We start from the raw sequence: 22697 nt of genomic DNA, 5'->3' as shown, positions 1-22697 counted from the left end.
AAGCCATATGGCTTGATAGAATGAAAACTTTATAATTGACATTTTTGATTTAGAACACTTTCTCCTAAACCAAATCACTCTAAGAAATAGTGCTATTCTTCTTCTTCATTCCAATCGTAGACGATGAGAAATGTATACTGGAGTTCTTTTATTTAACTCATTTACAATGTCCTCAAATTAAATTATAATTTTTTAACTTTATTATATATTAAGATTATATAAAGCCATATAATCTTAAAATGTTAAATATAAATATTAAAAAAAAGGAAAAGTAATGAAAAATTTTACACTTTCAATAGCAACAGTTTTGGCTTTGAGTACATTTGCAGTAGCGAGTGAAAATATACCGGCAGTTGGTTCAAAGAGCGGTTTTTACATAGGTGGTGCATATAGTCTTGTAAATAGCGAAATGAGTATACATGAAAATTATGAGTCAGGGGGTAATGATTATGATTACTATGATTCATATGAAGTTGACACTAATGCTTATATGCTTCAAGCTGGTTATCAGTTCAACCAATATATTGCGATAGAAGGAAGATATTGGAATGCGATGGATTCAGAAAAGTACAGTTATTCAAGATATACAAATGGAGAGTTGGACTATTCTAATGACTATAGTGATGGAGACTGGAGTGCATGGGGTATCTATGTTAAACCGATGTATCCGGTAACAGAGACTTTTAGCGTTTATGCTTTACTGGGTTATGGAAATGTCTCTGTTAATGATGAATGGTGGTTTGATCAAAGTCTTCTAGATGAAAATGTTTTCCAATGGGGTATCGGTGCATCTTATAGCATTACAGAAAACACTTCGTTTTTTATAGATTATGTAAGATTATGTAAAGATGAAGGTGACACATATGTCGATGGTATTTATACCTATGATCTTGATGTTACAATAGATACAGTAAACATAGGTTTAAGCTATAAATTCTAATCCATTTCTATCAAGCCATATGGCTTGATAGAATGAAAACTTCATATTTTTTTGCGATATTTAAGCTATTACATTATTGCGCGAGAAATCTTTAGGGCTGTTTTTTTCTAATATCATTTTGATCAATGCTTGTCGAATTGTTTCAATACGATCTTCAAAAATATAACCTTTGGTTTGAAGAAGAATGCCCATATTGGCATTTATTTCAAAGACCAGTATGTTCATGTCTTTATCAATATAGCAGTCAATACCAAAATAATCAAGCTTTAATTTTTGATAGATTTGATTAATCACATCTTTTATTTTTGGTTTTATTTCAATATCAAAAGATTTTAAAATCTTTGCTTCTTGACTCTGATACTTTTTGTTTTTTTCCATATACTCTCTGCTTTTGCTATGAATAACCCAGCTATCGCTAAAAATCACATGTCGTATATACACTTCACCATCAACTACAACAAGACGATATTTAGTATAAATCCCCATAGTATCTGCATAATCAACAAATTGTGTCAAATAATAATCTCTTCCATCTAGAGGAAATGCATAAAATTGTTCTGTTTTATCATCAATTTTTACTGTACTTATACCACCGTGATCTCCTGCTTGTCTAAAAATAACCGGAAACTCAAAATGTTCTTTTTCAATCGTATCATAAATATCAGATGGTGATTTAGGTTGGATTTTTACTGTTTTTGGAACATGCAGTTTATCAACTTCTTGCAGTAAGCGATAAATATTATCACGAGTAGTATTCATAACATTTGCAGGAGGATTGAAAAAAGGGACTTTGTCTGAAATTGATTTATAGAAGTCATCTGCTTTCTTAAGTGTGATCTTATGTGTATCTGCATCTGATATTTCATTGAAAATTGCAGAGACCACTATTCGTGGAAGTTCCTGATCTTCTGTAGTATCAAGAAGGATAGAAGATCGATTAAACAGATCATTTTTAAGAAAGTTACTTACATTCGAACTACCAATGCTTTGCCATTTATAAACACCATTTTTATCAATCTCATAAACGAATGCTCTTTGATCATCTGGAACACCATTTATAAATAAAATATTTTTTTTCATCATAAAACTCCTTTTAGAATATGAAATACTATTAAATTAATCATAGTGATATCTATTTGAAATACTTTTCATAATATCACCTGTTTCGAGATATATTTGTTTTATTTTTGATGCATAAGAATCATTTATATATAACATGTTTTCTAACATTTGCAATGCTTCTTTCTCATCTTGAATTACAGCTCTTACAGCCTTTAAGACATTTAAGCCTTCTTTTCTTATGGTTTCATCTTCAAACCCTTTAAGAGCAGAATGTTCCAGAAGCTCTGGATTCTGAAATGAAGCTCTTTGTTTCAAACTTTTATCAAGTAGAAGCCCTTTATAAAGAAGAAGCAGGGATTTAAGTAATTTTACATCCCCACAAGAATCAAATCCTCTAAATTCAAGCACATAAACTCCTTTTCTATTTTGTAATTGAATCACTTTTCTTGTTTTGGCTTTACGGTATGTTCTATACGACAAACCGTCAAATACTTTTCCATCATGAAAAGGAGATGAAAAGCTAAAAGGAATAATATAAGGAGCATAATAATTAACTTTTTGCAAAAGATCCGTCATTTGTTCTTTTGATGCACTACTTATAGAGACATTAATATGAATCCCATGCCAAAGCAATGCATCTGTTGCTATAGTTAGTTCTTCATCTGTTCGTAAAGCTATTTCTGCTCTGTTTAATGGTTTTTTGAAATGAACAGAACTTTTAAAAGGATGTATACTTGTAAGAAGTGGAGAGAAACCAAATTTTTCTGCACTATGCATGAGACATGTATAAGAGTTTGTAAAATCTTTAATAACTGTATCTATATTGGTATGCGGTAAAGTTCTAATCTCAAGACCTTTAGGAACAGTTTCAATAAGTTTTCCATTTATATCATATCGCTCAAAGCCCTCTATATAGCATCGTTTTGGCTTTTGTTCTAATGATTTACAATCAAAGAATGTATCATCATTTTCAAAATAGGGGAATTCATTTATAATTTTTTGAAAAATAGAATATTCTGCCGTTTCAAAATCTAAATAAGTCCCGCGATCATCCTTAAATACAAATTCATGTTCAACCCCCATTTTCATCATAACTATTTTTTTCCTTTTATGAGCATATTTATTAATGCCTGTCTAGCCATTTCAATGTGTTTTGTAAAAACACTATTTTTACTTTTAGTAAAAACATTCATATTTGCATTGATCTCAAAAACCAATAAATTCATATTATTATCAATATGGCAATCAATGCCAAAATAATCCAAGCCAATACGGTAATATATTTGATCAATAGTCGGTTGGATTAAAGGTTTGATTTCTGTAAGAAAATGTTTAGAAACTGATTTTTTATAGTTACTGATTTCTTGTTCCTCGATCTGGCTGCCGGCATGTACCATCCATTCCCGCCCATAAATCACATGTCGTATAAATACTTCACCATTTACTACTACTAAACGGTATTTAGCATATATTTTATTTTTGGCAGTTTCTACGAACTGTGTCAAATAATAATCTCTTCCATCTAGAGGAAATGCATAAAATTGTTCTGTTTTATCATCAATTTTTACTGTACTTATACCACCGTGATCTCCTGCTTGTCTAAAAATAACCGGAAACTCAAAATGTTCTTTTTCAACCGTATTATAAATATCAGATGGTGATTTAGGTTGGATTTTTACTGTTTTTGGAATATGCAGTTTATCAACTCCTTGCAGTAAGCGATAAATATTATCACGAGTAGTATTCATAACATTTGCAGGAGGATTGAAAAAAGGGACATGCTTTGAGACAGTTTTATAAAAACTATCTGCTTTCTTAAGTACATTTTTATGCGTATCTGCATCTGATATTTGATTAAAGACCGCATGAATCATTTGTCGAGGAAGTTCCTGTGTACCTTTTAGATCAAAGACTATATCGTATTGATCAAATAGATCATTTTTAAGAAAATAACTTAGATTTGCACCACCCTTTCCCCGCCATTTAATTAGACCATTTTTGTTTATTTTTTGAATAAGCATTTTTCTGTCATCCGGTATACCGTTGATAAATAAGATGTTTTTTTTCATCATAAAACTTCTTTTGATAAACCCAATATATTTCTTACTTCGCTTCCTGTCGCAATTTCTCTTTGTAATTCATTGGCTATACGGACAATGCGCTTGATTAAATTTGTATTTGTTGCCAATGTATTTTGTTTATAGTCATAATAAATTGAATCTTCTAATCCTACTCTCACATGTCCTCCAGCTATAATAGCTGCAGTATTCATAGGTAATTGAAATCCACCAAGACCAGTAGCTGCCCAAATAGAATCTTTAGGCAATGCATTTAAAAGATGCGCTAGATCTCCTATTGTTGCGGGAGCTGTATTAATGTTACCCAATAAAATATTGAAGTATTTGTTACCGCTGACAATTTCATGACGCTCGAGATATTTGGCTACATTGACCATGCCGGAATCAAATACTTCCATTTCAGGCTTGATTCCTTTCTCTTTCATGATCATAGCCAACTGCTGAATCATATCAAGGGAATTCATACTAGGACCTGTAGCAAAATTAAGAGAGCCAAGTGTCAGACTTGCCATATCAGGTTTTGCTTTACCTGTAAGATACAGTACCTCTGATCGTTGTTCTATCTCTTTAACATTCCTTCCTGAAGTAGAAACACAACAAATAAGATCAGGTCTTTCACGGCGTATAGCAATAATCATCTCTTCATAATAACGGGCTTCATGAGTTGGAATACCATCGGCATCTCTGGCATGCAAATGTACGATCCTTGCTCCTGCATCATAAACATCTATAGCGTCTTTTACAATTTCATCCACACTGACAGGCACATATCTTGTACTTGTTTTTGTAGGTATCATTCCAGTCAAACATGCATTAATGATCAATGGAGAATAAGGTGAAAGTGGAACAGGATCATTATCATATATATATTGTTGTTTTTTTGCATCTTTAAACTTTTTTTGTGTCATATGCATCTCAAGATCCAGTTCCAGCGTTGTCCAATACTTTATTTCATCTAAACCAAAAGAGATTAGTTTTGCCAATTTTCCGATTTCACGGTAACCATAATGTTTTTTGTACCACAAAATAATATCTGAGCGATCAGCATTGGTAATTACTTTTTTGACTCCAGCTTTATACATTTCTTTTAGTCGTCTATCTTGCAATGCTTTGCCAATGCCTGAACCTTGAAATTCAGGGTAAACAGCCAACAGTGTTGTTTTCCCCATACCGTAAGAGAGTATTTTATATCCAGATACACCTACAATTTTATCATCAAGTTTTGCTACAAAAAAAGTATCAAAATCTATCATTTCCATTTCACTAGAAGGAATATGGTGCATATTCCATGGTCTTAATACAGCAATAATTTCTTTAAATTCACTCTGCTTAGCAGATTCAATAATAAAATTCATGTTTTAACTTTTTCTATCATTACGATAACTGCATTTTTAATTATATCGATCTGTTTAGTCCATATGTTAATTTTGTCTTTTGCATTATTAATAAGAACATTCATATTGGCATTTATTTCAAAGACCAGTATGTTCATGTCTTTATCAATATAGCAGTCAATACCAAAATAATCGAGCTTTAATTTTTGATAGATTTGATTAATCACATCTTTTATTTTTGGTTTTATTTCAATATCAAAAGATTTTAAAATCTTTGCTTCTTGACTCTGATACTTTTTGTTTTTTTCCATATACTCTCTGCTTTTGCTATGAATAACCCAGCTATCGCTAAAAATCACATGTCGTATATACACTTCACCATCAACTACAACAAGACGATATTTAGTATAAATCCCCATAGTATCTGCATAATCAACAAATTGTGTCAAATAATAATCTCTTCCATCTAGAGGAAATGCATAAAATTGTTCTGTTTTATCATCAATTTTTACTGTACTTATACCACCGTGATCTCCTGCTTGTCTAAAAATAACCGGAAACTCAAAATGTTCTTTTTCAATCGTATCATAAATATCAGATGGTGATTTAGGTTGGATTTTTACTGTTTTTGGAATATGCAGTTTATCAACTCCTTGCAGTAAGCGATAAATATTATCACGAGTAGTATTCATAACATTTGCAGGAGGATTGAAAAAAGGGACATGCTTTGAGACAGTTTTATAAAAACTATCTGCTTTCTTAAGTACATTTTTATGCGTATCTGCATCTGATATTTGATTAAAGACCGCATGAATCATTTGTCGAGGAAGTTCCTGTGTACCTTTTAGATCAAAGACTATATCGTATTGATCAAATAGATCATTTTTAAGAAAATAACTTAGATTTGCACCACCCTTTCCCCGCCATTTAATTAGACCATTTTTGTTTATTTTTTGAATAAGCATTTTTCTGTCATCCGGTATACCGTTAATAAATAAGATGTTTTTTTTAGACATACAACCCCTCAATTAGCACTATTATTGACTCTAAGTATAATCATATAAATTTAATAGCTTCTTAATTTATATTAAATCTTACTAATTAAAAATATTTCATATAACAGCTTTATTTATATAAGCATAGAGTGTCGTTGTTATTTTACCTGAGATTTTTTCAAACTTTTTTGCAGTCACTTACTTATCTCCCTTTTACCAACCATGATTACATTTATAAGACACTCAATATATTAAACAGTCAGACAATGTTAGTACTATTAAAATTTTATGCCATAATAAAAAGAATAAAGATAAAAAATTAATTTAAATCTAGCAGTCGGTTTAAAATATACTAGATTTAACAAATAAACCATGGAGATAATAAAATGAGTAGTTTTGCAGTAGATGTTGTTGGTATTGTAGGTGTAGCAATGGTTTTGGCAACATATTTTTTGTTGCAGAGTGAAAAAATAGATGCCAAAGGCTTTTTCTACTCGTTTTTTAACTTTTTAGGTGCACTTCTTATTGTCTATTCACTCTTGTATAACTGGAATTTCGCCTCTTTTATCATAGAATTTTTTTGGATATTGATAAGCGTGTATGGGCTTTATAAGTGGTATAAAAACAAAAAGCAAAATGCTTTTAATGATAAAATATAGACCTTTTTGATAAAATTTTGCATAAAAAAGAGAGAAGCTATTTTGCTAGAGAGGAAAAAGATTTGAAAAACAGCACATCCATAGCTATAGGCGGCTTTGACGGGATGCATATCGGACATCAACAGCTTTTTTCGGCACTTGATGAGAAGAGTACTATAGTTGTTATCGAGACGGGTTATGCAAACCTTACTCCAAAAAAAGAGCGTGAGCACTTTTCGCACTTTCCTTTTCTTTATCTTGAACTAGAGGATATCCGCCACTTCAGCGGAGAGGAGTTTATAGCTTTTTTAAAAGAGAAGTTTCCAAAACTCCAAAAGATAGTAGTCGGGTATGATTTTCACTTTGGAAAAAATAGAAAATACTCTTTTAATGACCTCAAAACTCTATTTGATGGAGAGGTAGATGTGATTGAAGAGGTGACTCTGCACGGCGATTCGGTTCACTCTCACAAGATAAGAGCAAAGCTTCAAATCGGAGATATTGAGGGAGCCAACGCTTTTTTAGGGCATAATTACACCATCAAAGGCAAAGTGGTAGCAGGTCAGGGCATAGGCAAAAAAGAGCTAGTCGCTACTATAAATGTAGAAGCGAAAGAGTTTTTAATGCCAAAAGAGGGTGTTTATGCAACACTTACACGCATTGATGACGAGGAACATTTTCATCCATCGGTCTCGTTTGTCGGGCATAGAGTAACAACGGATGGAAGTTTCGCGTTAGAGAGCCACATACTTGATAGCGAAGTGTTATGTAAAGAGCGCGCAAGTATCAGTTTTATTAACTTTATCAGAGAGAACAAAAAATTTGACTCGTTAGACGAGTTAAGAAAAGCTATAAAAAAAGATATAGCAACCGCTTCAAAGGAGCTAAAATTTCTACAATTATAAAAGAGTTAGATAGAGAGTATCTACACAGCATACAGGATATCGATTTAAAATTTTACCAAAATGAGAAGGATTTCGTAGTTGATGAGATTCCTATGGAAGAGTTTTTAGGCAGAGGAAATTACCTCATACTAAAGGTGCAAAAAGTTGAACTCACCACTTGGGATATGATTGCCATCTTCGCAGAGCATCTTATGATTCCCGCTCAAAAGATAGGTTACGCAGGACTTAAAGACAAGCATGCAACGACTACGCAGTATATATCGCTAGAGACAAAACATGAGTATGCGCTTAAAAAATTTCAGCACAAGCAGATTAAGATATTAAGCATGACAAGACACTCTCACTCCATAAGAATGGGAGATTTGGCAGGAAACAGATTTAGCATAAATCTTTACGATGTTGATGCGATAGATGCGGGCAAGATAGAAAAAGTTGCCAGAAAAATAGCTAAAAGCGGACTTCCAAACTACTTCGGATACCAAAGATTCGGGCGCGATGCAGATAGCATTGAGCAGGCTAGAGAGATGATAAAAGGTGAGCTATTCATAGAGGATGCGAAGCTTAAGAGTTTTTTGATCTCGGTTTATCAGAGTTACTACTTTAACGAGTGGCTAAGAGAGAGGGTGATGTTAAGCAAAGAGAGTGGCTCTTTGGAGTTTGTACTTCTTAGCGGTGATGTGTTTGTCTCAAAAGATGGCAAACTCTCAACTCCAAAGCTGATACCCTCAAAAGAGTTTGCGGCAAAGAAGATCGTCCCAACTGGACTTTTATGCGGCAGAGATGTATTTCGCGCCAAATATGAAGCAGCGGAGATAGAAAAAAAGTATGATGATGAGTTTTTGCAAGAAAAAGGGCAGAGACGCGAAGCTCTAGTTTATCCTACCGATATTGACTGTAAATATGTTAAAAAAGAGACAATGTTAAATATCTCTTTTACGATGCCAAAAGGCTCTTATGCAACTGTGTTTTTAGAGAGTATTGCGGGGAAAAACTATAGTGCAAAAGATGTAAAAAGAGATAAAAGCAAAAAAAAGAGATAAATTTTTTCTCGTATTATAAAAGTTTAATTAAATTTTTACTATAATCACACAATTATTACAAGACAGGGAGTACACCTATGGGTGAATTGTTCACATTTTTCGGTCTAATTTCTCACGATAAGACTTTTATCTACATGACGCACATGCTGCTATCAGCAGGTATCGCTTTGATACTAGTAAAGATGGCTATGTCAAACTTAAAAATGGTTCCGACAGGAACTCAAAATGTAATGGAAGCATATATTTCAGGTGTTCTAAAAATGGGAACAGATGTTATGGGTGAAGAGAATGCTCGCCGTTATCTTCCGCTTGTTGCGACTATCGGTCTTTTTGTAGGTATTGCAAACTTAATCGGCGTTATTCCTGGTTTTGAAGCTCCTACTGCATTTTTAGAGTTTGCTTTTACACTTGCTCTTTCAGTATTTATCTACTACAACTATGAAGGTATCCGCCGTCAAGGTGTTATCAAATATTTTAAACACTTTATGGGTCCTGTTTGGTGGTTATACTGGTTGATGTTCCCGATTGAAATAGTTTCTCACTTCTCTCGTTTAGTATCTCTTAGCTTCCGTCTTTTTGGAAATGTTAAAGGTGACGATATGTTTTTGATGGTAATCCTTATGCTTGCTCCATGGGTTCTTCCTTTGATCCCTTTTGCTCTTCTTACATTTATGGCATTCCTTCAAGCATTCATCTTTATGATGCTTACTTTTGTTTACCTCGGCGGTGCAATAGCTGTTGAAGAACACTAACAGTTAAAGAACATGCAAAAAGATAAATTCGACAGAATTATTAGCTTTTTGCTTGGAGCATCATGGGCAATAGTTATCTTTGGTGCTTTTATAACCTTTCAGCTCTTCTCCTTTTTGGGATTTTCATTTGCTTTTTTTATTACAATAGCTTTTATAGTTGTTTCGTTTTTTTTAATTTTAATGCTTGATGCTTTCTCGGTAAATAGAGAAAAATTAGAAGAGATCAAAAAACAGACAGAACTTCTAAAAAAAATATACTCTAAAGATATTATAGAAGAAAACTAGATTATTGATTGTAGCATACAACTTTGTTGCGGCCGTCTCTTTTTGCTTGATAAAGAGCTTTATCAGCATTTTCAATTACTGAATTTTCATTGTCCTCATCTCTGCATTCATAAATACCAAAACTGGCTGTTATTTTACCTACTGTTGTAAAATCAAACTTCTCTATCTCTCTTCTTAAGTTTTCTGCCAAAGCAAATGTTCCTTTTTGATCAGTTTGTGTACAGATGATTATAAACTCTTCACCACCCCATCTGCCTAAAAAATCAGTATCTCTAATATTGTCTTTTAAAATTTGCGAAAACTCTTTTAAAATTAAATCACCTATAAGATGCCCATGTGTGTCATTTACAAGTTTAAAGTAATCTATATCTATTAAAATAACAGAAAATGTATGATCATATCTTCTTTTTCTTTTTAGTTCTATCTCAATTATCTCATCAATTTTAACTCTATTGTATACATTTGTAAGCCTGTCTATAATGTATAGTTTATCGAGCTTCTCTTTAGCTTTTGTTAGTTTCTCATGACTTTTATGAAGTTTATTTATAAAAATATTTATAGATCTTACAATTTGACCGAGTTCATCATAAGAGACTATCTTGAGCCTTTTTTCAAAATTAACATCTCCATATGCTATTTCGTTTGAGTCGTCAATAATTCTTTGTATTTTATATTTTAAATCTTTATAAACCAAGAATATAATTATAGAGGAGATAAAAAACCATATAAAAAATATAAAACTTCCATACAATAAAATAATATTTGCTTCGTTATAAAGTGAGTTGATATTTTTTTCAATATTTTCTTTTGTTAAAAATTTTAAATCATTAAATAATTTATCAACTTTATTGTAATTTTGAACTAAAATTTTTGTATCATTTTCGATATTTTGATAGTGATAACTATTTTGTATTATTTTTATAGAGACATCTTTGGCTCTTTTATAGTAGTTTTCAAAAGCGGTTATACTTTGTGTAATCTCTTTTTTATAGTTGCTGTTTATATATTTATTTAAATTTTCTCTTATTTTATCAGCATTTTTGTCAGAGGCAGATATCCACTCTATCTCTTTTGCTGATACTGCGCTATTTATATCATTTGTAATTTTTTCTAACAGTAAAATATTATTTTGTGAAGCTTCATTTAACGGTATTAACGCACTGTTGGCGATATTTACAGACTGTTTCATCTCTAACATAATAAAAAATATAAAGAAATAAAATGGTATAACTAAAAGTAGACCAAATATAGGAGCTAGTAGAAATTTTTTAAGAATTGAAAGAGAATTGTAATAAAAGAGCAGTTTCTTAATTTTCTTCATAAATAATTTTCCATTCATCCCTTATATTTTTTTTATTGATATAAACAATAGTATTTACTTCTTTAAGTTTGTTTACAATATCTTCCCACTCAAGTCTTTTTGAGATAGGTTCCCTTCCCGTAAAAACTAATCTAGCCCAATAACTATTATACTGAAATTCACTCTTGCACAAAACTGTATTACAGAATTCATTGTGTAAATTTTCATTATTTGAGAGAATCGGCTTAACTTTTACACCATCTATTGTATCTGTTTTTGCTAAATATATATATTGGATTATCTCTTTTGAAATAGTGTCTATTTGAGAATTTTTATTTGTTACAACTACTATTTGCGCATTTAAAGAGTAGATACTAAACAGAAGTAACAAAAAAGTTTTCATGTAGTAATCTCTTTCAAAATATAAAATCCATAGCAAATGAAAATACATTTAAATTTTGCGGTTTTTCTAAAGAGCTTAAATGATAACTTCCAAAATCTCCCTTTGGAGTAACATATTCATACTGAAATTTTATGTCAAGATTGTTGTTTATATAGTATTTTATGCCCACTGTTTTTGATGTTTGTGCCAAGTTTTGAGCGCGAAGCAGAGTGTTTAAATCATCTGAAGCTGTATTTGCATCATAGGTGGCTTCATCCATCTCACTTTGTGCATAAGTTATAAAGGGGATTAGTTTGTTAAAGCTATATGCAAGTGTAATAGAGTATCCATGAGTATCTGCAAAAAAACTAGAAATTTTTCTTTGTCCATACTCAGTAGAAAATAAAAAGTTTTTATAATCCAAAAATAGTCCAAAACTTAAATACTCAGATCTTTTATCTTTATATTCATACTGATCTGCCAACGCACTTAATCCGGATATTCTCAGGTTTTTAAAGAGTTGATTTAAGTCTTGATTTGATGCAGTTATATCGGCGTTTAGATATGTGACTCTTGCTTGTAAAGCAGTTGTCCCAAAAGTCAAATTTAGCGTATATAAGTTATCAATTTCAACATCTACTTTTTGATTCAGTGAATGGATAGGAACAGTCAGCTCTTCTTTGCCGTAGCCAGCCTGAATAGTATAAAAGTATTTATCTATAAGGTTTGAGTAGATTATTTGTGCTCCGTTGTAAGATGAAAACGGGACTTGCCCATAAACTTCAACACTCTCTCTTATCATAAGGGTCGAATAGCCTATGTTTAAATTTTCTGAGTTTCTGTAATAAGGCGTTCTGATTCTGCCTAGTTTGAGGATAAAATTTTCATTTGAGTCAAATTTTAAGTATCCTTGATCAAATTTTGCTCTTACTTTATCATCGTAATCATTCTTTGCTATGCCTTGAAGAAGTATTGAGTAATTTTCATTTATCGTAAAAGTACTTTGCAGCCCGATTATGGTGTCTGTTTCAAAACTTAAATCACCAGAGGAGCCATCTTTTTGGAAAATATCTTTTCTGTATATATAGTTGCTATTGTCATTATATACACTGCCAATGGTGCCAAAAGCTTGAAAATCAAATTCATTTGAATGTGCAGAAAAAGTCAACAGTGATAACAATATAAGTTTAGTCGGTAAATTTTGTATTTTCATTATCTAACATTATACAATAAAAGATAACTCTTGTATTATTTCTAAAGATGTTTATGAAAGTTAAAAGCATAATTGGATAAAATCTACTCTAATTTTATACTTTTATCAAGGAACATTATGTTTGAAACAGTTATTGGATTAGAAGTCCATGTTCAACTAAATACAAAATCAAAACTTTTTTGCTCGTGTCCGACAAGTTTTAATCACAAACAAAATACAAATACATGTCCAACCTGCCTGGCACTTCCCGGAGCACTGCCTGTTTTGAATAAAGAAGTACTTCATAAATCAGTAATGCTTGGAGAGGCTATCGATGCGACTATAAATCAAACATCATATTTTGACAGAAAAAGCTATTTTTATCCAGATAGCCCATCGGCTTATCAAATCACGCAACTTTATACTCCAGTAATAGAGCATGGAAAACTTCGCATCGATTTTCTCGAAGAGGGTGCACAGCATCAAAAGAGCGGTTCGCATAAAACGATTCGTATAAACCGTGCACACATTGAAGCAGATGCAGGAAAAAATATCCATGAAGGTGATATCTCAAAAGTTGATTTAAATCGCGCAGGAACTCCTCTTTTAGAGATAGTGAGCGAACCTGATATGAGAAGTGCCGAAGAGGCAATCCTTTATCTAAAAAAACTCCACTCAATTATCCGCTATCTTGATATAGGTGACGCAAACATGCAAGAGGGGTCATTTCGTGTTGATGTAAATGTGTCTATTCGTCCAAAAGGGGATGAGAAACTTTATACGCGTGTAGAGATAAAAAATATCAACAGCTTTAGATTTATCCAGAAAGCTATAGAACTTGAAGTTGCTCGTCAGACAGAAGCTTGGGAAGATGGCGTTTATGATAAAGAGATAGTTCAAGAGACAAGACTTTTTGATCAGGTAAAACAAGAAACTCGCTCAATGCGCGGCAAAGAAGAAGCGGCTGATTATCGTTATTTTCCTGAGCCGGATCTCTTAAAAGCTGTAGTAACTGATGAGATGATGGAAGAGTTTAGCAAAATTCCTGAACTTCCTGATGAGAAGATGGAGCGTTTTGTAAGAGACTACGGCATGAGTGAGTATAATGCGATTGTTGTAACATCTTCAGTTGAGATGGCGCACTTTTTTGAGGCGATGATGGAAGAGGGCATTAGTGCAAAAAATGCTATTACATGGTTAACTGTTGAGCTCCAGGCTAGACTTAAGGGCGATGTAAATATTACCAATTCTCCTATTGATGCTAAAAAGCTTGGATTTTTAGTCAAAAGAATAGAAGATGGCACTATAAGCGGAAAAGCAGCTAAAGAGGTTCTTGATTATCTTATGCAAAACAGTGTTGATGTGGATAGTGCAATTGATACGCTTGGTCTTAAGCAGGTTAGCGATACGGGTGCAATTGAAGCTATTTGTGATGCCATCATTGCTGCAAACGGCGATAAAGCTGAGCAATATAAAAACGGCAAAGATAAATTATTTGGCTTTTTTGTAGGGCAGGTTATGAAAGAGTCAAAAGGAAGTGCAAATCCTCAAACTGTAAATGAAATTTTAAAAACAAAACTGGGATAGTAGTTTTGTTTAAACCTTTATTGGTAAATAGTGCATATTATATAAATACATCAAAAAAGTATGCAAAAATAAAACATTTTTTTTATAATCTGCTTGAAAACAGTAATTATAAATACAAAAGAGTGTTTGATCTTTTTATGATAGTGCTTATTTTTTCAAGTGTTGTCATTCTAATCAGAGAGGTAAAATCTCCTATTAATGACGGTTTGCTCTTTTTTAACAATTATGTAATTTCAATTATATTTTTTATTGAGTATATGCTTAGATTTTGGATAAGCAGCAGTATTACTGAAGTGATTATAAAACAGAGCGAGCATGATCTTATGCTCGGAGATGAGTTTAAAGCAGCTAAAGCTTTAAAAAAAATAGCTCTAATTAAACTTAAATATGTTTTTTCAGTCAAAGCTATTATAGATCTTTTAGCAATAATTCCGTTTTTTCATCAGCTTAAACTTTTTATACTTTTTCGTGTTTTTAAACTCTTTAGATATGCAAAAAGTATACAAACATTTGCCTCTATCATCGCTACAAAAAAATTTGAGTTTTTTACTCTTTTTACCTTTGCATCTATTGTTATTTTTGTTTCATCAGTTCTTGTCTATGTAATGGAAGCCAATAATCCTGCGTCTGCGGTAAATACTTTTTTTGAAGCTATCTATTGGTCAATTGTTACAATTTCAACTGTCGGCTATGGAGATATAACTCCTATAACCCAAGAGGGCAGAATTGTATCAATGTTTGTCATAATAGCAGGTATTGCGGTTTTTTCATTTACAACATCATTAATTGTCACCGGATTTACAGAAAAGTTAGATGAAATAAAAGATAAAAAACTTCTTGATGATATTGCGAATATGAAAAAATTTTATCTAATTTGCGGTTATGAAGATATATCAAAAGAGATTTCAAAAAAGCTTATACAAAGCAATAAAGTTATTATTTTAGAAGAGAATCATGAGAAAGCTTCTCAGGCAAAAAAAGATGGTTTTTTTGTACTAAATTATGACCCTGGAAGTATAGAGAGTTATCAAAAACTAAAAATTAATATACAAGAGCAGGTAAAAGCCATTTTATGTCTAAGCCACAGTGATGTGGAAAATGTATATACCGCTCTTACAATTCGCTCTTTTAATAAAGATGTTTTTATCTTATCTATTTTAAAAAATAAAATCAACAAAAATAAGCTGCTTTTTGCAGGAGTAAATGAACTTTTTTATGAAAAAGAGCTTATAGGCATGATTGCCAAAGGATTTATAGGACAGCCGGTTGCTTTTGAACTTATTCACGCTTTGCGTTCAAGTTATAATGGTGTTGATATGCAAGAGATAGTTGTAAGTGAGAGAATACTAGATAGTTTCACAATAGTTGGAAATTTAAAGTATAAAAAATATAAAATTCTGCTTTTGGGAATTTATAAAAAAAGTCAAAAAGAGTTTTGTTTTAATCCGCCTGATACAACAACTTTGGAACTTGGTGATTATCTTTTAATTATAGGAAATATACAGTTTATAAAAGAATTTAGCAATTTCCTGCATAAAAAGAGTGATGTATGACAGAAAAAACAGCATTGATATTTGGATATAACGATTACACCTTTGAGATAGTTAAAAATATATCGCTGCATTATGAAAATATACAAATTTTTAAATTGGATGAAAATGAAAAAATTATTCAAAACAGCAAATATAAAATATCCCAGTTTGATTTAAGTGACAATTGGGATGACCTAAGAGAGAGTGTAGATATAAAGAGGTGCGTTGCATTTTGTATTTTGGAAAATATGGCAGAAAATATATTTTTAACTATTTCACTTAGAGATACTTTCAAAGATTTAACGATAGTCGCATTAGCTAAAGATAAAGAGAGTGAAGAGAAGCTTCTTTTAGCAGGAGCTTCAAGAATCCTTCCGACTATTCAAACTACTGCAAATATCATTGTTGAAATGCTGGAAAAACCTATAGTCAGTGAAGTGCTTCATAATATTTTATATGAAAAAAGTGATCTTAAAATTGCTCAAATCAGAGTTGATAATAGTGAGTTTTTTAACAAAGAATATCCTGCGGATATTGATTGGGGCAAAGAGTATGGAGTTATTGTTTTATCTGTTTTAAGCGAGGAGATGGCTATGGAATTTATTTACTCCTCAAAAGCGAAGCATCATCAGATCAAAGAAGGTGATATTTTTGTAGTAGTAGGGTATGAACAGGATATCAAAAATTTTGAAAATATAATAGGAGGGCAGATATGACTAAAATAGGGGTTATCGGAGCCGGAAAATGGGGGAGTGCGCTTGCATTTGCTTTAAGTGAAAAATGCGAAGTCTATATCACTTCAAGAACACCCAGGGATATTAAAAATTTTATTTCGCTTGAAGAGATTTTAAAATTAGAGTATCTTGTTATTGCTATTCCTGCACAACAGATATCATCTTGGCTGGAAGAAAATTTTAAATATAACAATCAAAAAATATTGGTTGCATCCAAAGGTATAGAGGCAACAACAGGAAGATTTTTAAATGAAATATATGCAAAATATGTTCCAAATGAAAATATAGCTTTTCTTTCAGGTCCCTCATTTGCAGCAGAAGTTATAAAATCTTTACCGACTGCTCTTGTGATTAACTCTAAAAATGAAAAGCTTAGTGCTGCATTTGCTTCCTTTTTTCCATCTTTTATAAAGACATATACATCTACAGATGTAGTTGGTGCCGAAATTGCAGGAGCATATAAAAATGTAATAGCTATAGCTGCTGGTATATGTGAAGGCTTAAATCTTGGCAAAAATGCTTCAGCATCTCTTATATCCAGAGGTTTGGTTGAGATGCATAGATTTGCAAAAGAGTATGGCGCAAAGGATGAAACCTTTATAGGACTTAGCGGAGCAGGGGATCTTTTTTTAACAGCATCGTCCATAATGAGTAGAAATTTTCGCGTAGGACTCGGCATAGCAGAAGGCAAATCTAAAGAAGAGATAGTAAAAGAGCTTGGAGAAGTCGCTGAGGGAATCGGAACTACTTATGCGCTTTATGAAATAGCAAAGAAAAAAGATCTTTATCTTCCTATTGCAAAGGAAGTTTACAATATGTTAGAAGGTACAGACCCTCATGTCAGCTTAAGTAATTTTTTGGCAAGTTAACAGTCAAAAAATGACTGTTAAAAGGTTTTGTTTTCTAGGATATATTCGGCGATTAGTTTAATCTCATCTTCTGTAACTTTGCCTTCTTGTGAAGGCATAACGCCAAACAATTTTTTTGTTTCTACAGGAAAAAGCATTTTTTCTTCCGTTGGATTGAGTGTATAATCAACTATATAGTTTATTTTATCCTCTTTGTTAGCGTATGCTTCTTTAGCTTTTTTAGCAATTGCCCAGTAAGGGGGTGCTTTCATGTTTTTTAGTTTCTCTTTTGATACAACTCCCATTAAATGGCATCCACCACATTTTTCAACAGCTAATTCTTCCGCTTCGTTGGAAGCAAATAGCATTGTGAGAGAGGCAAGAAATAAAAATAAACTTACTATTTTTTTCACAGTTATCTCCTTTGATAAATCATGATAATCAGAATCATAACATATATTTATTAAAAACAGCTGTTTTCATATATGTAAATAATGCATTATTATGATGCTAAATTTTTTAATATACAATATAATAAATATTTAAAAAATAAAAATAAGAATATTTATTAATATATTTTATTTTTAGTTAAAATTCTATTTATTTAATTAAAAGGTTTATAATGATAATTCATATAGTTATGTTTAAATTTAAAGAAGAAAACAAGAAGTCAAATATAAAAGAGGTAGCAGAGAAACTTAATTCTCTCTCTAAGTTGATTCCTGAGTTGAAATCGATAGAAGTAGGTGTGAATTTTACCGACTCCGATCGTGCGTTTGACCTTTCGCTCTACTCCACCTTTGAGACAAAAGAAGACTTAGCTTCTTACGCTATCCATCCAGAGCATTTAAAAGTAGTAGAGCTTATAAAATCTATGACACTGGAGTCAAAAGTGGTTGACTATATTTTGTAGCTATCTGTTTTTTGAGCCTTTATTGGATCTGTTTTCTTGCATCTGTTTGTTTTGATTTTCAAGAAACTCCATTTTGCTTATTTTGCCGTCTTTATCACTGTCTATCTCTCCAAAGTTCGGCGCATTTTGTACATTTCTCATAGCTCTGTTTTGACTGGCTCTTTGTTCTTGTCTGGCTTCTCTAACGCTGTTGTGTTCGGCTTCACTGATAAATCCGTCTTTATCTTTATCAAAAGCAGAAAAAGACATTGGACCTGTTGAAGGTACATCTTCTGCTATTAAACTGACAGGAACGAGAGATAAGGCAGTTGCAACTACAAAACTAAATCCTATTTTTTTTGTAAACTTTCTCATAATAAAACACTCCTTTTTTAGTATTACAAATATTGTATCATAATTTTTAATAGTTTAGCGTTATTCTAAGCCAGACAAAATCCTTTGCCTGCTTTTTTCCAAACTCACTTAGACTTCCTCCGCTGTTTATATTGTAAGATAGATCAACTTCTGTGTTATTTTTAAAAGCATAGTTTGCTCCAATTTTATTTTGTTGTGAGCAGTCTTGAAGATTTGTCATATTTTTATAGTAAATCGAGAAGTAGAGCAGATCAAAGGGCTCTTTTTGGGTAAATGAGGTGATGGCATAATCTTTTGCGATAAATGGAGCTATATAGTCTGCAGTCTCTATTTCGGCTTTTGTCAATCCCTCTGATTGGTATAGATATTCGCTGATGATTGTGAGTTCAAAATCAGTCAGATATCTAACTCCCAAGAGGTAAGAATATCCATCGTTTAACACCTTTGCATACTCGCCGTGAACCTCGAAATTGATATCTATGTTTTTGGAGAAATCAACTCCGATTTTTTCCTTTGCTTTATCGGAGTAGTTATAGATGAAGTCAATATCGGTGTCATACCAAAGCAGATATAACTTTGCGGCAAAGTTGTCTGATGCTTTTTCATTTGTATTTAGAAGGGAGTAGTCATTATTAATATTTTCATCGGCTTTTAAGTAGACAAGATCAAGCGTTAGGTTCTTTAAAGAGCTGCTAAAGCTTTTGTTATAGCCATATTTTGTGAGAATAAACCCCTCTCTGGCAACCGTCGGGTCTGTCGGGTCTTTTTTTCTATCAAGAAAAGCGACAGGGTTAAAAAAGTACCCTTTGCCCCACATAAGAGATTTTTTGCCAACTAAAAAAGAGTGATTGACATTTAATTTTGCATCGACATATAGCTCATTAAAATGAGACTCTGTTTGGGCAATCTTGTTGTGGATATACTCGTAAGTCGCGACTCCGTTAGCTTTAAAGGTAAAGATGTCGTAGAAGTAGCTAAAATCAAGCAATCCCTCCACTCTGAGCAGGTCTTGATACCTATCTTCTTGCTCTCTTAACCTTTGTGTTTTGTTATCTGCTCTTAGATAACCGCCATACTCATAGGACTTTGGTTCAATGTTGTCCATATCAAAACTGTACTCATCTGCTATTGCTATTGTTGCGGCAAGAGAGATGAGCAGAAGCGCTTTAAACATGCTGTTTTATCGTCTAAGATCTGATGCTTTTGAGAGGTTATCAAGCGTGAAGGCTTCATCAGCAAACTCTTTTGGCGATATCTTTCCATAGATCATAACCGACTTGTAACCTTTATACATCGGCGACTCGGTCTCTACCACAGCAGGGCGGATAATGTTGTCTCCAAAATCTTTTGGCTCTTTATAGTAGAGTGTTTTGATAAGCATACCCGTTGAGGTGTAACACTCGATCTGGATAGGTGTCAGGTGTTTTTTATCCACTTGCATAATGAGCTTGTCGTAAGAGACCGTGTCATTTTTTGCTTTTAGCTCAAGTTCTAGATACTCTTTCATGTCCTTTGAAGAAGTAACATCATACTCCGTGCTAAAATCCAGCCTCATAATGTCTGCATTGTTAAATACTCCGCCAACTACCGACTGCATTGATGTTATGCGAAGAGGCTTGCCGACATTTGGGATGTAGAGCCACATATTATCTCCCAGACGAAGCGTTGCACGCCCTTTGTCGCTCTCAGGTTCCAAAAATAGCGAGATCATCTTGTCCTTGTCTTTTTTCGCCTGAAAAAGCAAAAATTCCTTTTTTGAACCGTCAGGCTCTATATTTATAAGCTTTTTGTACATCTGCGCCGAAACGGGGGTTAGTTTTCTGTCAATATCTTCAAGAATATTCTCTGCACTTAACATAAGAGAGAGCGTGAGTAAAAGAGCGGTTATTTTCATTTTATCTTCCTAGTTTTGTCTTAGAGCATCTACCGGGTTTAGCTTTGCAGCTTTTCTTGCGGGTGAGATGGATGCAATAAGTGAAATTATAATAACTATAAGGCTAACAAGAGCTACTTCGCCAATTTCCAAAGTAGGGGTAAGAAGCAGCCCGTCTTGGCGTCCAAACGAAAATGTTATGCCGATGCCGTTTATAATAAAAATAATAATGTAAGAGAACACGGCACCGATTGTGGTTCCAAAAATTCCAAGCATCAGACCTTCGGCTAAAAAGAGCTTGGTAATAGTCGAAGGAGTCGTTCCCATCGCTGCAATCGTGCCTATCTCTTTTATGCGCTCATAAACACTCATAACCATTACATTTAAAATGGAGATAAGAACAATTGAGATAAGAATAATTTTGATGGATATATCCATGATATCAAGCATCTTTACTATGTTGTAAAATGGGCTTAGTTTCTCCCAACTGTGAATCTCAAAAACGGGTTTATCTTTTTGGTTTTTTATAAGTTTTAGCGGCTCTAAGAGTTTTAGTGCTTTTTGCAGGTTATCTACATTCTTTAGGCGGATAACAATCTCGCTTATCTGCATCTCCCCAATTCTGAGCAGTTTTTTTGCGTCATTTATATGAATGTAGCCATCACGCCCACCAGGACCGCTGATAGACTCAAGTGTCGCCGATACTCTGAAATTAAGCCCGTTGACCGAGCCTTTCTCATTCGTCGCCACTAAAACAACTGTGTCACCGACTTTGACATCCATCCCTTTTGCCAAGATATCAGGAACTATGAGCGAACTTTCTTTTAAATTTGCTGGATCTTCTCCCGTGACACGCGAAGTAAAAAGAGGAAGTGTGCTTGTCTCTCTTTTTGGCTCGATCGCGTTTAGTCTTATACTGGTAGATGAGATGTAGTTGGAGAACATGGCGCCGAGTTTTAGGCGAAATGTATAGTCCTGAACATAGGGGTTTTCATCTAAAAGTTTTGTTATCTGTTCCAACTGCTTTTTGTTTAGGTTTTTATCAAGCGGGAGATTGTCTATTGACTCTACATATCCCTTTTTATGTATCTGGATGTGCCCCATCATGGAGTCGGTAATCTGAGCGACCATGTAAGATTTGAAACTACCAGAGAGTGCCGCATATACTAAAACAAAGATAACGCCAATTGTGATGAGGCTGGCGGTAAGAATGGTTCTTCTTGAGCTTCTTGTAAGATTTCTAAATGATATTTTTATAATATTTTTCATGATGCAACCTTTTTGTCGCCTACGATCTCGCCATCTACAAGAGTTATGATCCTGTCTACTTCGTTGACAATCTTCTCATCGTGGGTTGCAAAGATAAAAGTGGTGTTAAACTCGCGCTGAATATTTCTCATAAGTGTGATTATCTGGTTTGATGTTTTGGTATCGAGATTTGCAGTAGGCTCATCGGCAAAAACAATTTTTGGGTTTGTGACAAGCGCTCTTGCAATGGCGACGCGCTGGCGCTGCCCGCCTGATAGCTGGTCTGGAAACTTCTCCTTTTGGTCAAGCATATCCACATCTTCTAAAAGCTTCATGATTCTTTTATGCCGCTCATCTTGTGGCAGATTTTGAATCATGATAAGCGGATACTCAATGTTTTCATAGACTGAAAGAACGGGGATAAGGTTAAAACTTTGAAAAATGAAACCTATATTTTCGCCTCTAAAGTTTGCCAGAGCCGTTGTGTCAAGCTTGGTTATGTCAGTCTCATCTATAAAGATTTTGCCCTCCGTGGGCTTGTCCAAACATCCTATAAGGTTTAAAACAGTACTTTTACCGCTTCCGCTTGGACCCACTATGGCAACAAATTCGCCATACTCTATGGTAAGATTAAGATTTTTTATAACCCTTAGATCAATCTCTCCCATTTTGTAAACTTTGCTTACATTTTGGTTTACTATCATA

General features: G+C 33.2%; 25 protein-coding genes. 11 read left to right on the top strand and 14 right to left on the bottom strand.

Going from position 1 to position 22697, the window contains the following annotated elements; genetic code table 11:
- Positions 1 to 274 precede the first annotated feature (274 nt).
- Complete coding sequence (locus FJR47_RS06285; RefSeq protein ID WP_152299598.1) at positions 275 to 940, top strand: outer membrane protein; 666 nt, start codon at positions 275 to 277, stop codon at positions 938 to 940.
- Positions 941 to 1000: 60 nt separating this feature from the next.
- Here the strand turns inward: FJR47_RS06285 and FJR47_RS06280 are convergent, their stop codons facing one another.
- The 5 genes from FJR47_RS06280 to FJR47_RS06260 are packed head-to-tail and all read right to left on the bottom strand — an operon-like array spanning position 1001 to position 6430.
- Positions 1001 to 2020: an ATP-grasp domain-containing protein gene (locus FJR47_RS06280; RefSeq protein WP_188093706.1), complete on the bottom strand. Its 1020-nt coding sequence runs from the start codon at positions 2018 to 2020 to the stop codon at positions 1001 to 1003.
- A 36-nt stretch (positions 2021 to 2056) separates the two neighbouring features.
- Positions 2057 to 3094 carry a glutamate-cysteine ligase family protein gene (locus FJR47_RS06275; RefSeq protein WP_152299596.1) on the bottom strand — a complete coding sequence of 346 codons (1038 nt, stop codon included), beginning with the start codon at positions 3092 to 3094 and terminating at the stop codon, positions 2057 to 2059.
- 2 nt (positions 3095 to 3096) lie between these two features.
- Positions 3097 to 4071, bottom strand: coding sequence for an ATP-grasp domain-containing protein (locus tag FJR47_RS06270; protein WP_188093705.1), 975 nt, complete (start codon positions 4069 to 4071; stop codon positions 3097 to 3099).
- Positions 4071 to 5435, bottom strand: a complete 1365-nt coding sequence (locus FJR47_RS06265; RefSeq protein WP_152299594.1) for a GNAT family N-acetyltransferase — start codon at positions 5433 to 5435, stop codon at positions 4071 to 4073. Before FJR47_RS06265 ends, FJR47_RS06270 begins: the two co-directional genes overlap by 1 nt.
- A complete protein-coding gene (locus FJR47_RS06260; RefSeq protein ID WP_152299593.1) occupies positions 5432 to 6430 on the bottom strand; it encodes an ATP-grasp domain-containing protein in 999 nt (332 codons plus the stop codon). Before FJR47_RS06260 ends, FJR47_RS06265 begins: the two co-directional genes overlap by 4 nt.
- 365 nt (positions 6431 to 6795) lie before the next feature.
- On the opposite strand from FJR47_RS06260, the gene FJR47_RS06255 reads away from it, so the two are divergent.
- The 5 genes from FJR47_RS06255 to FJR47_RS06235 all read left to right on the top strand — a co-directional run bounded on the left by FJR47_RS06255 (position 6796) and on the right by FJR47_RS06235 (position 10029).
- Entirely contained in the window at positions 6796 to 7068 is a 273-nt protein-coding gene (locus FJR47_RS06255; RefSeq protein WP_152299592.1) for a CBU_0592 family membrane protein, read from the top strand.
- Positions 7069 to 7172: 104 nt separating this feature from the next.
- Positions 7173 to 7952 (top strand): bifunctional riboflavin kinase/FAD synthetase, encoded by a 780-nt coding sequence (locus FJR47_RS06250; protein WP_430738914.1) that lies wholly within the window; start codon positions 7173 to 7175, stop codon positions 7950 to 7952.
- On the top strand, positions 7937 to 8992 hold the full coding sequence (locus tag FJR47_RS06245; RefSeq protein ID WP_347400450.1) for a tRNA pseudouridine(13) synthase TruD: 1056 nt from the start codon (positions 7937 to 7939) through the stop codon (positions 8990 to 8992). Before FJR47_RS06250 ends, FJR47_RS06245 begins: the two co-directional genes overlap by 16 nt.
- 77 nt (positions 8993 to 9069) lie before the next feature.
- Positions 9070 to 9744 carry a F0F1 ATP synthase subunit A gene (locus tag FJR47_RS06240; protein WP_152299590.1) on the top strand — a complete coding sequence of 225 codons (675 nt, stop codon included), beginning with the start codon at positions 9070 to 9072 and terminating at the stop codon, positions 9742 to 9744.
- 12 nt (positions 9745 to 9756) lie between these two features.
- Positions 9757 to 10029 carry a hypothetical protein gene (locus FJR47_RS06235; RefSeq protein WP_152299589.1) on the top strand — a complete coding sequence of 91 codons (273 nt, stop codon included), beginning with the start codon at positions 9757 to 9759 and terminating at the stop codon, positions 10027 to 10029.
- 1 nt (position 10030) lies between these two features.
- On the opposite strand, the gene FJR47_RS06230 is transcribed toward FJR47_RS06235, so the two are convergent.
- From FJR47_RS06230 to FJR47_RS06220, 3 genes are read right to left on the bottom strand one after another with little or no spacing between them, the layout of a single operon-like run.
- The gene (locus FJR47_RS06230) at positions 10031 to 11350 is read right to left on the bottom strand and encodes a GGDEF domain-containing protein (protein WP_188093704.1); all 1320 of its coding nucleotides are present in this window, start codon (positions 11348 to 11350) and stop codon (positions 10031 to 10033) included.
- The gene (locus FJR47_RS06225; RefSeq protein WP_152299587.1) at positions 11337 to 11732 is read right to left on the bottom strand and encodes a hypothetical protein; all 396 of its coding nucleotides are present in this window, start codon (positions 11730 to 11732) and stop codon (positions 11337 to 11339) included. The genes FJR47_RS06230 and FJR47_RS06225 overlap by 14 nt, the downstream gene beginning before the upstream one ends.
- 13 nt (positions 11733 to 11745) lie before the next feature.
- The gene (locus FJR47_RS06220; RefSeq protein WP_152299586.1) at positions 11746 to 12924 is read right to left on the bottom strand and encodes a hypothetical protein; all 1179 of its coding nucleotides are present in this window, start codon (positions 12922 to 12924) and stop codon (positions 11746 to 11748) included.
- 117 nt (positions 12925 to 13041) lie between these two features.
- Between FJR47_RS06220 and gatB the strand changes: the two genes are divergently transcribed.
- The 4 genes from gatB to FJR47_RS06200 are packed head-to-tail and all read left to right on the top strand — an operon-like array spanning position 13042 to position 17625.
- On the top strand, positions 13042 to 14490 hold the full coding sequence (gene gatB, locus FJR47_RS06215) for an Asp-tRNA(Asn)/Glu-tRNA(Gln) amidotransferase subunit GatB (RefSeq protein ID WP_152299585.1): 1449 nt from the start codon (positions 13042 to 13044) through the stop codon (positions 14488 to 14490).
- A gap of 5 nt (positions 14491 to 14495) precedes the next feature.
- Positions 14496 to 16043 carry an ion transporter gene (locus FJR47_RS06210; protein ID WP_152299584.1) on the top strand — a complete coding sequence of 516 codons (1548 nt, stop codon included), beginning with the start codon at positions 14496 to 14498 and terminating at the stop codon, positions 16041 to 16043.
- The gene (locus FJR47_RS06205) at positions 16040 to 16738 is read left to right on the top strand and encodes an NAD-binding protein (protein WP_152299583.1); all 699 of its coding nucleotides are present in this window, start codon (positions 16040 to 16042) and stop codon (positions 16736 to 16738) included. Before FJR47_RS06210 ends, FJR47_RS06205 begins: the two co-directional genes overlap by 4 nt.
- A complete protein-coding gene (locus tag FJR47_RS06200; RefSeq protein WP_152299582.1) occupies positions 16735 to 17625 on the top strand; it encodes an NAD(P)H-dependent glycerol-3-phosphate dehydrogenase in 891 nt (296 codons plus the stop codon). Before FJR47_RS06205 ends, FJR47_RS06200 begins: the two co-directional genes overlap by 4 nt.
- Before the next feature lie 17 nt (positions 17626 to 17642).
- Here the strand turns inward: FJR47_RS06200 and FJR47_RS06195 are convergent, their stop codons facing one another.
- The gene (locus tag FJR47_RS06195; RefSeq protein WP_152299581.1) at positions 17643 to 18017 is read right to left on the bottom strand and encodes a c-type cytochrome; all 375 of its coding nucleotides are present in this window, start codon (positions 18015 to 18017) and stop codon (positions 17643 to 17645) included.
- A 209-nt stretch (positions 18018 to 18226) separates the two neighbouring features.
- On the opposite strand from FJR47_RS06195, the gene FJR47_RS06190 reads away from it, so the two are divergent.
- Positions 18227 to 18517 (top strand): Dabb family protein, encoded by a 291-nt coding sequence (locus tag FJR47_RS06190; RefSeq protein ID WP_152299580.1) that lies wholly within the window; start codon positions 18227 to 18229, stop codon positions 18515 to 18517.
- Here FJR47_RS06190 and FJR47_RS06185 read toward each other — a convergent pair whose 3' ends face one another.
- Genes FJR47_RS06185 through FJR47_RS06165 form a run of 5 tightly spaced genes read right to left on the bottom strand, consistent with a single transcriptional unit; the run spans position 18518 to position 22696 of the window.
- A complete protein-coding gene (locus FJR47_RS06185) occupies positions 18518 to 18871 on the bottom strand; it encodes an EF-hand domain-containing protein (RefSeq protein ID WP_152299579.1) in 354 nt (117 codons plus the stop codon).
- A gap of 46 nt (positions 18872 to 18917) precedes the next feature.
- Positions 18918 to 20045, bottom strand: a complete 1128-nt coding sequence (locus FJR47_RS06180; protein WP_152299578.1) for a hypothetical protein — start codon at positions 20043 to 20045, stop codon at positions 18918 to 18920.
- Positions 20046 to 20051: 6 nt separating this feature from the next.
- Positions 20052 to 20765, bottom strand: coding sequence for an outer membrane lipoprotein-sorting protein (locus FJR47_RS06175; RefSeq protein WP_152299577.1), 714 nt, complete (start codon positions 20763 to 20765; stop codon positions 20052 to 20054).
- 9 nt (positions 20766 to 20774) lie between these two features.
- Positions 20775 to 22013, bottom strand: a complete 1239-nt coding sequence (locus tag FJR47_RS06170) for an ABC transporter permease (RefSeq protein ID WP_152299576.1) — start codon at positions 22011 to 22013, stop codon at positions 20775 to 20777.
- A complete protein-coding gene (locus tag FJR47_RS06165; RefSeq protein WP_152299575.1) occupies positions 22010 to 22696 on the bottom strand; it encodes an ABC transporter ATP-binding protein in 687 nt (228 codons plus the stop codon). The genes FJR47_RS06170 and FJR47_RS06165 overlap by 4 nt, the downstream gene beginning before the upstream one ends.
- Position 22697: the final 1 nt, after the last annotated feature.

It is taken from the genome of Sulfurimonas xiamenensis, assembly GCF_009258045.1.
Taxonomy (GTDB): Bacteria; Campylobacterota; Campylobacteria; order Campylobacterales; family Sulfurimonadaceae; genus Sulfurimonas; species Sulfurimonas xiamenensis.
The sequence above is the reverse complement of the archived record's forward strand: the minus strand, read 5'-3'. Positions and strand labels throughout refer to the sequence as shown.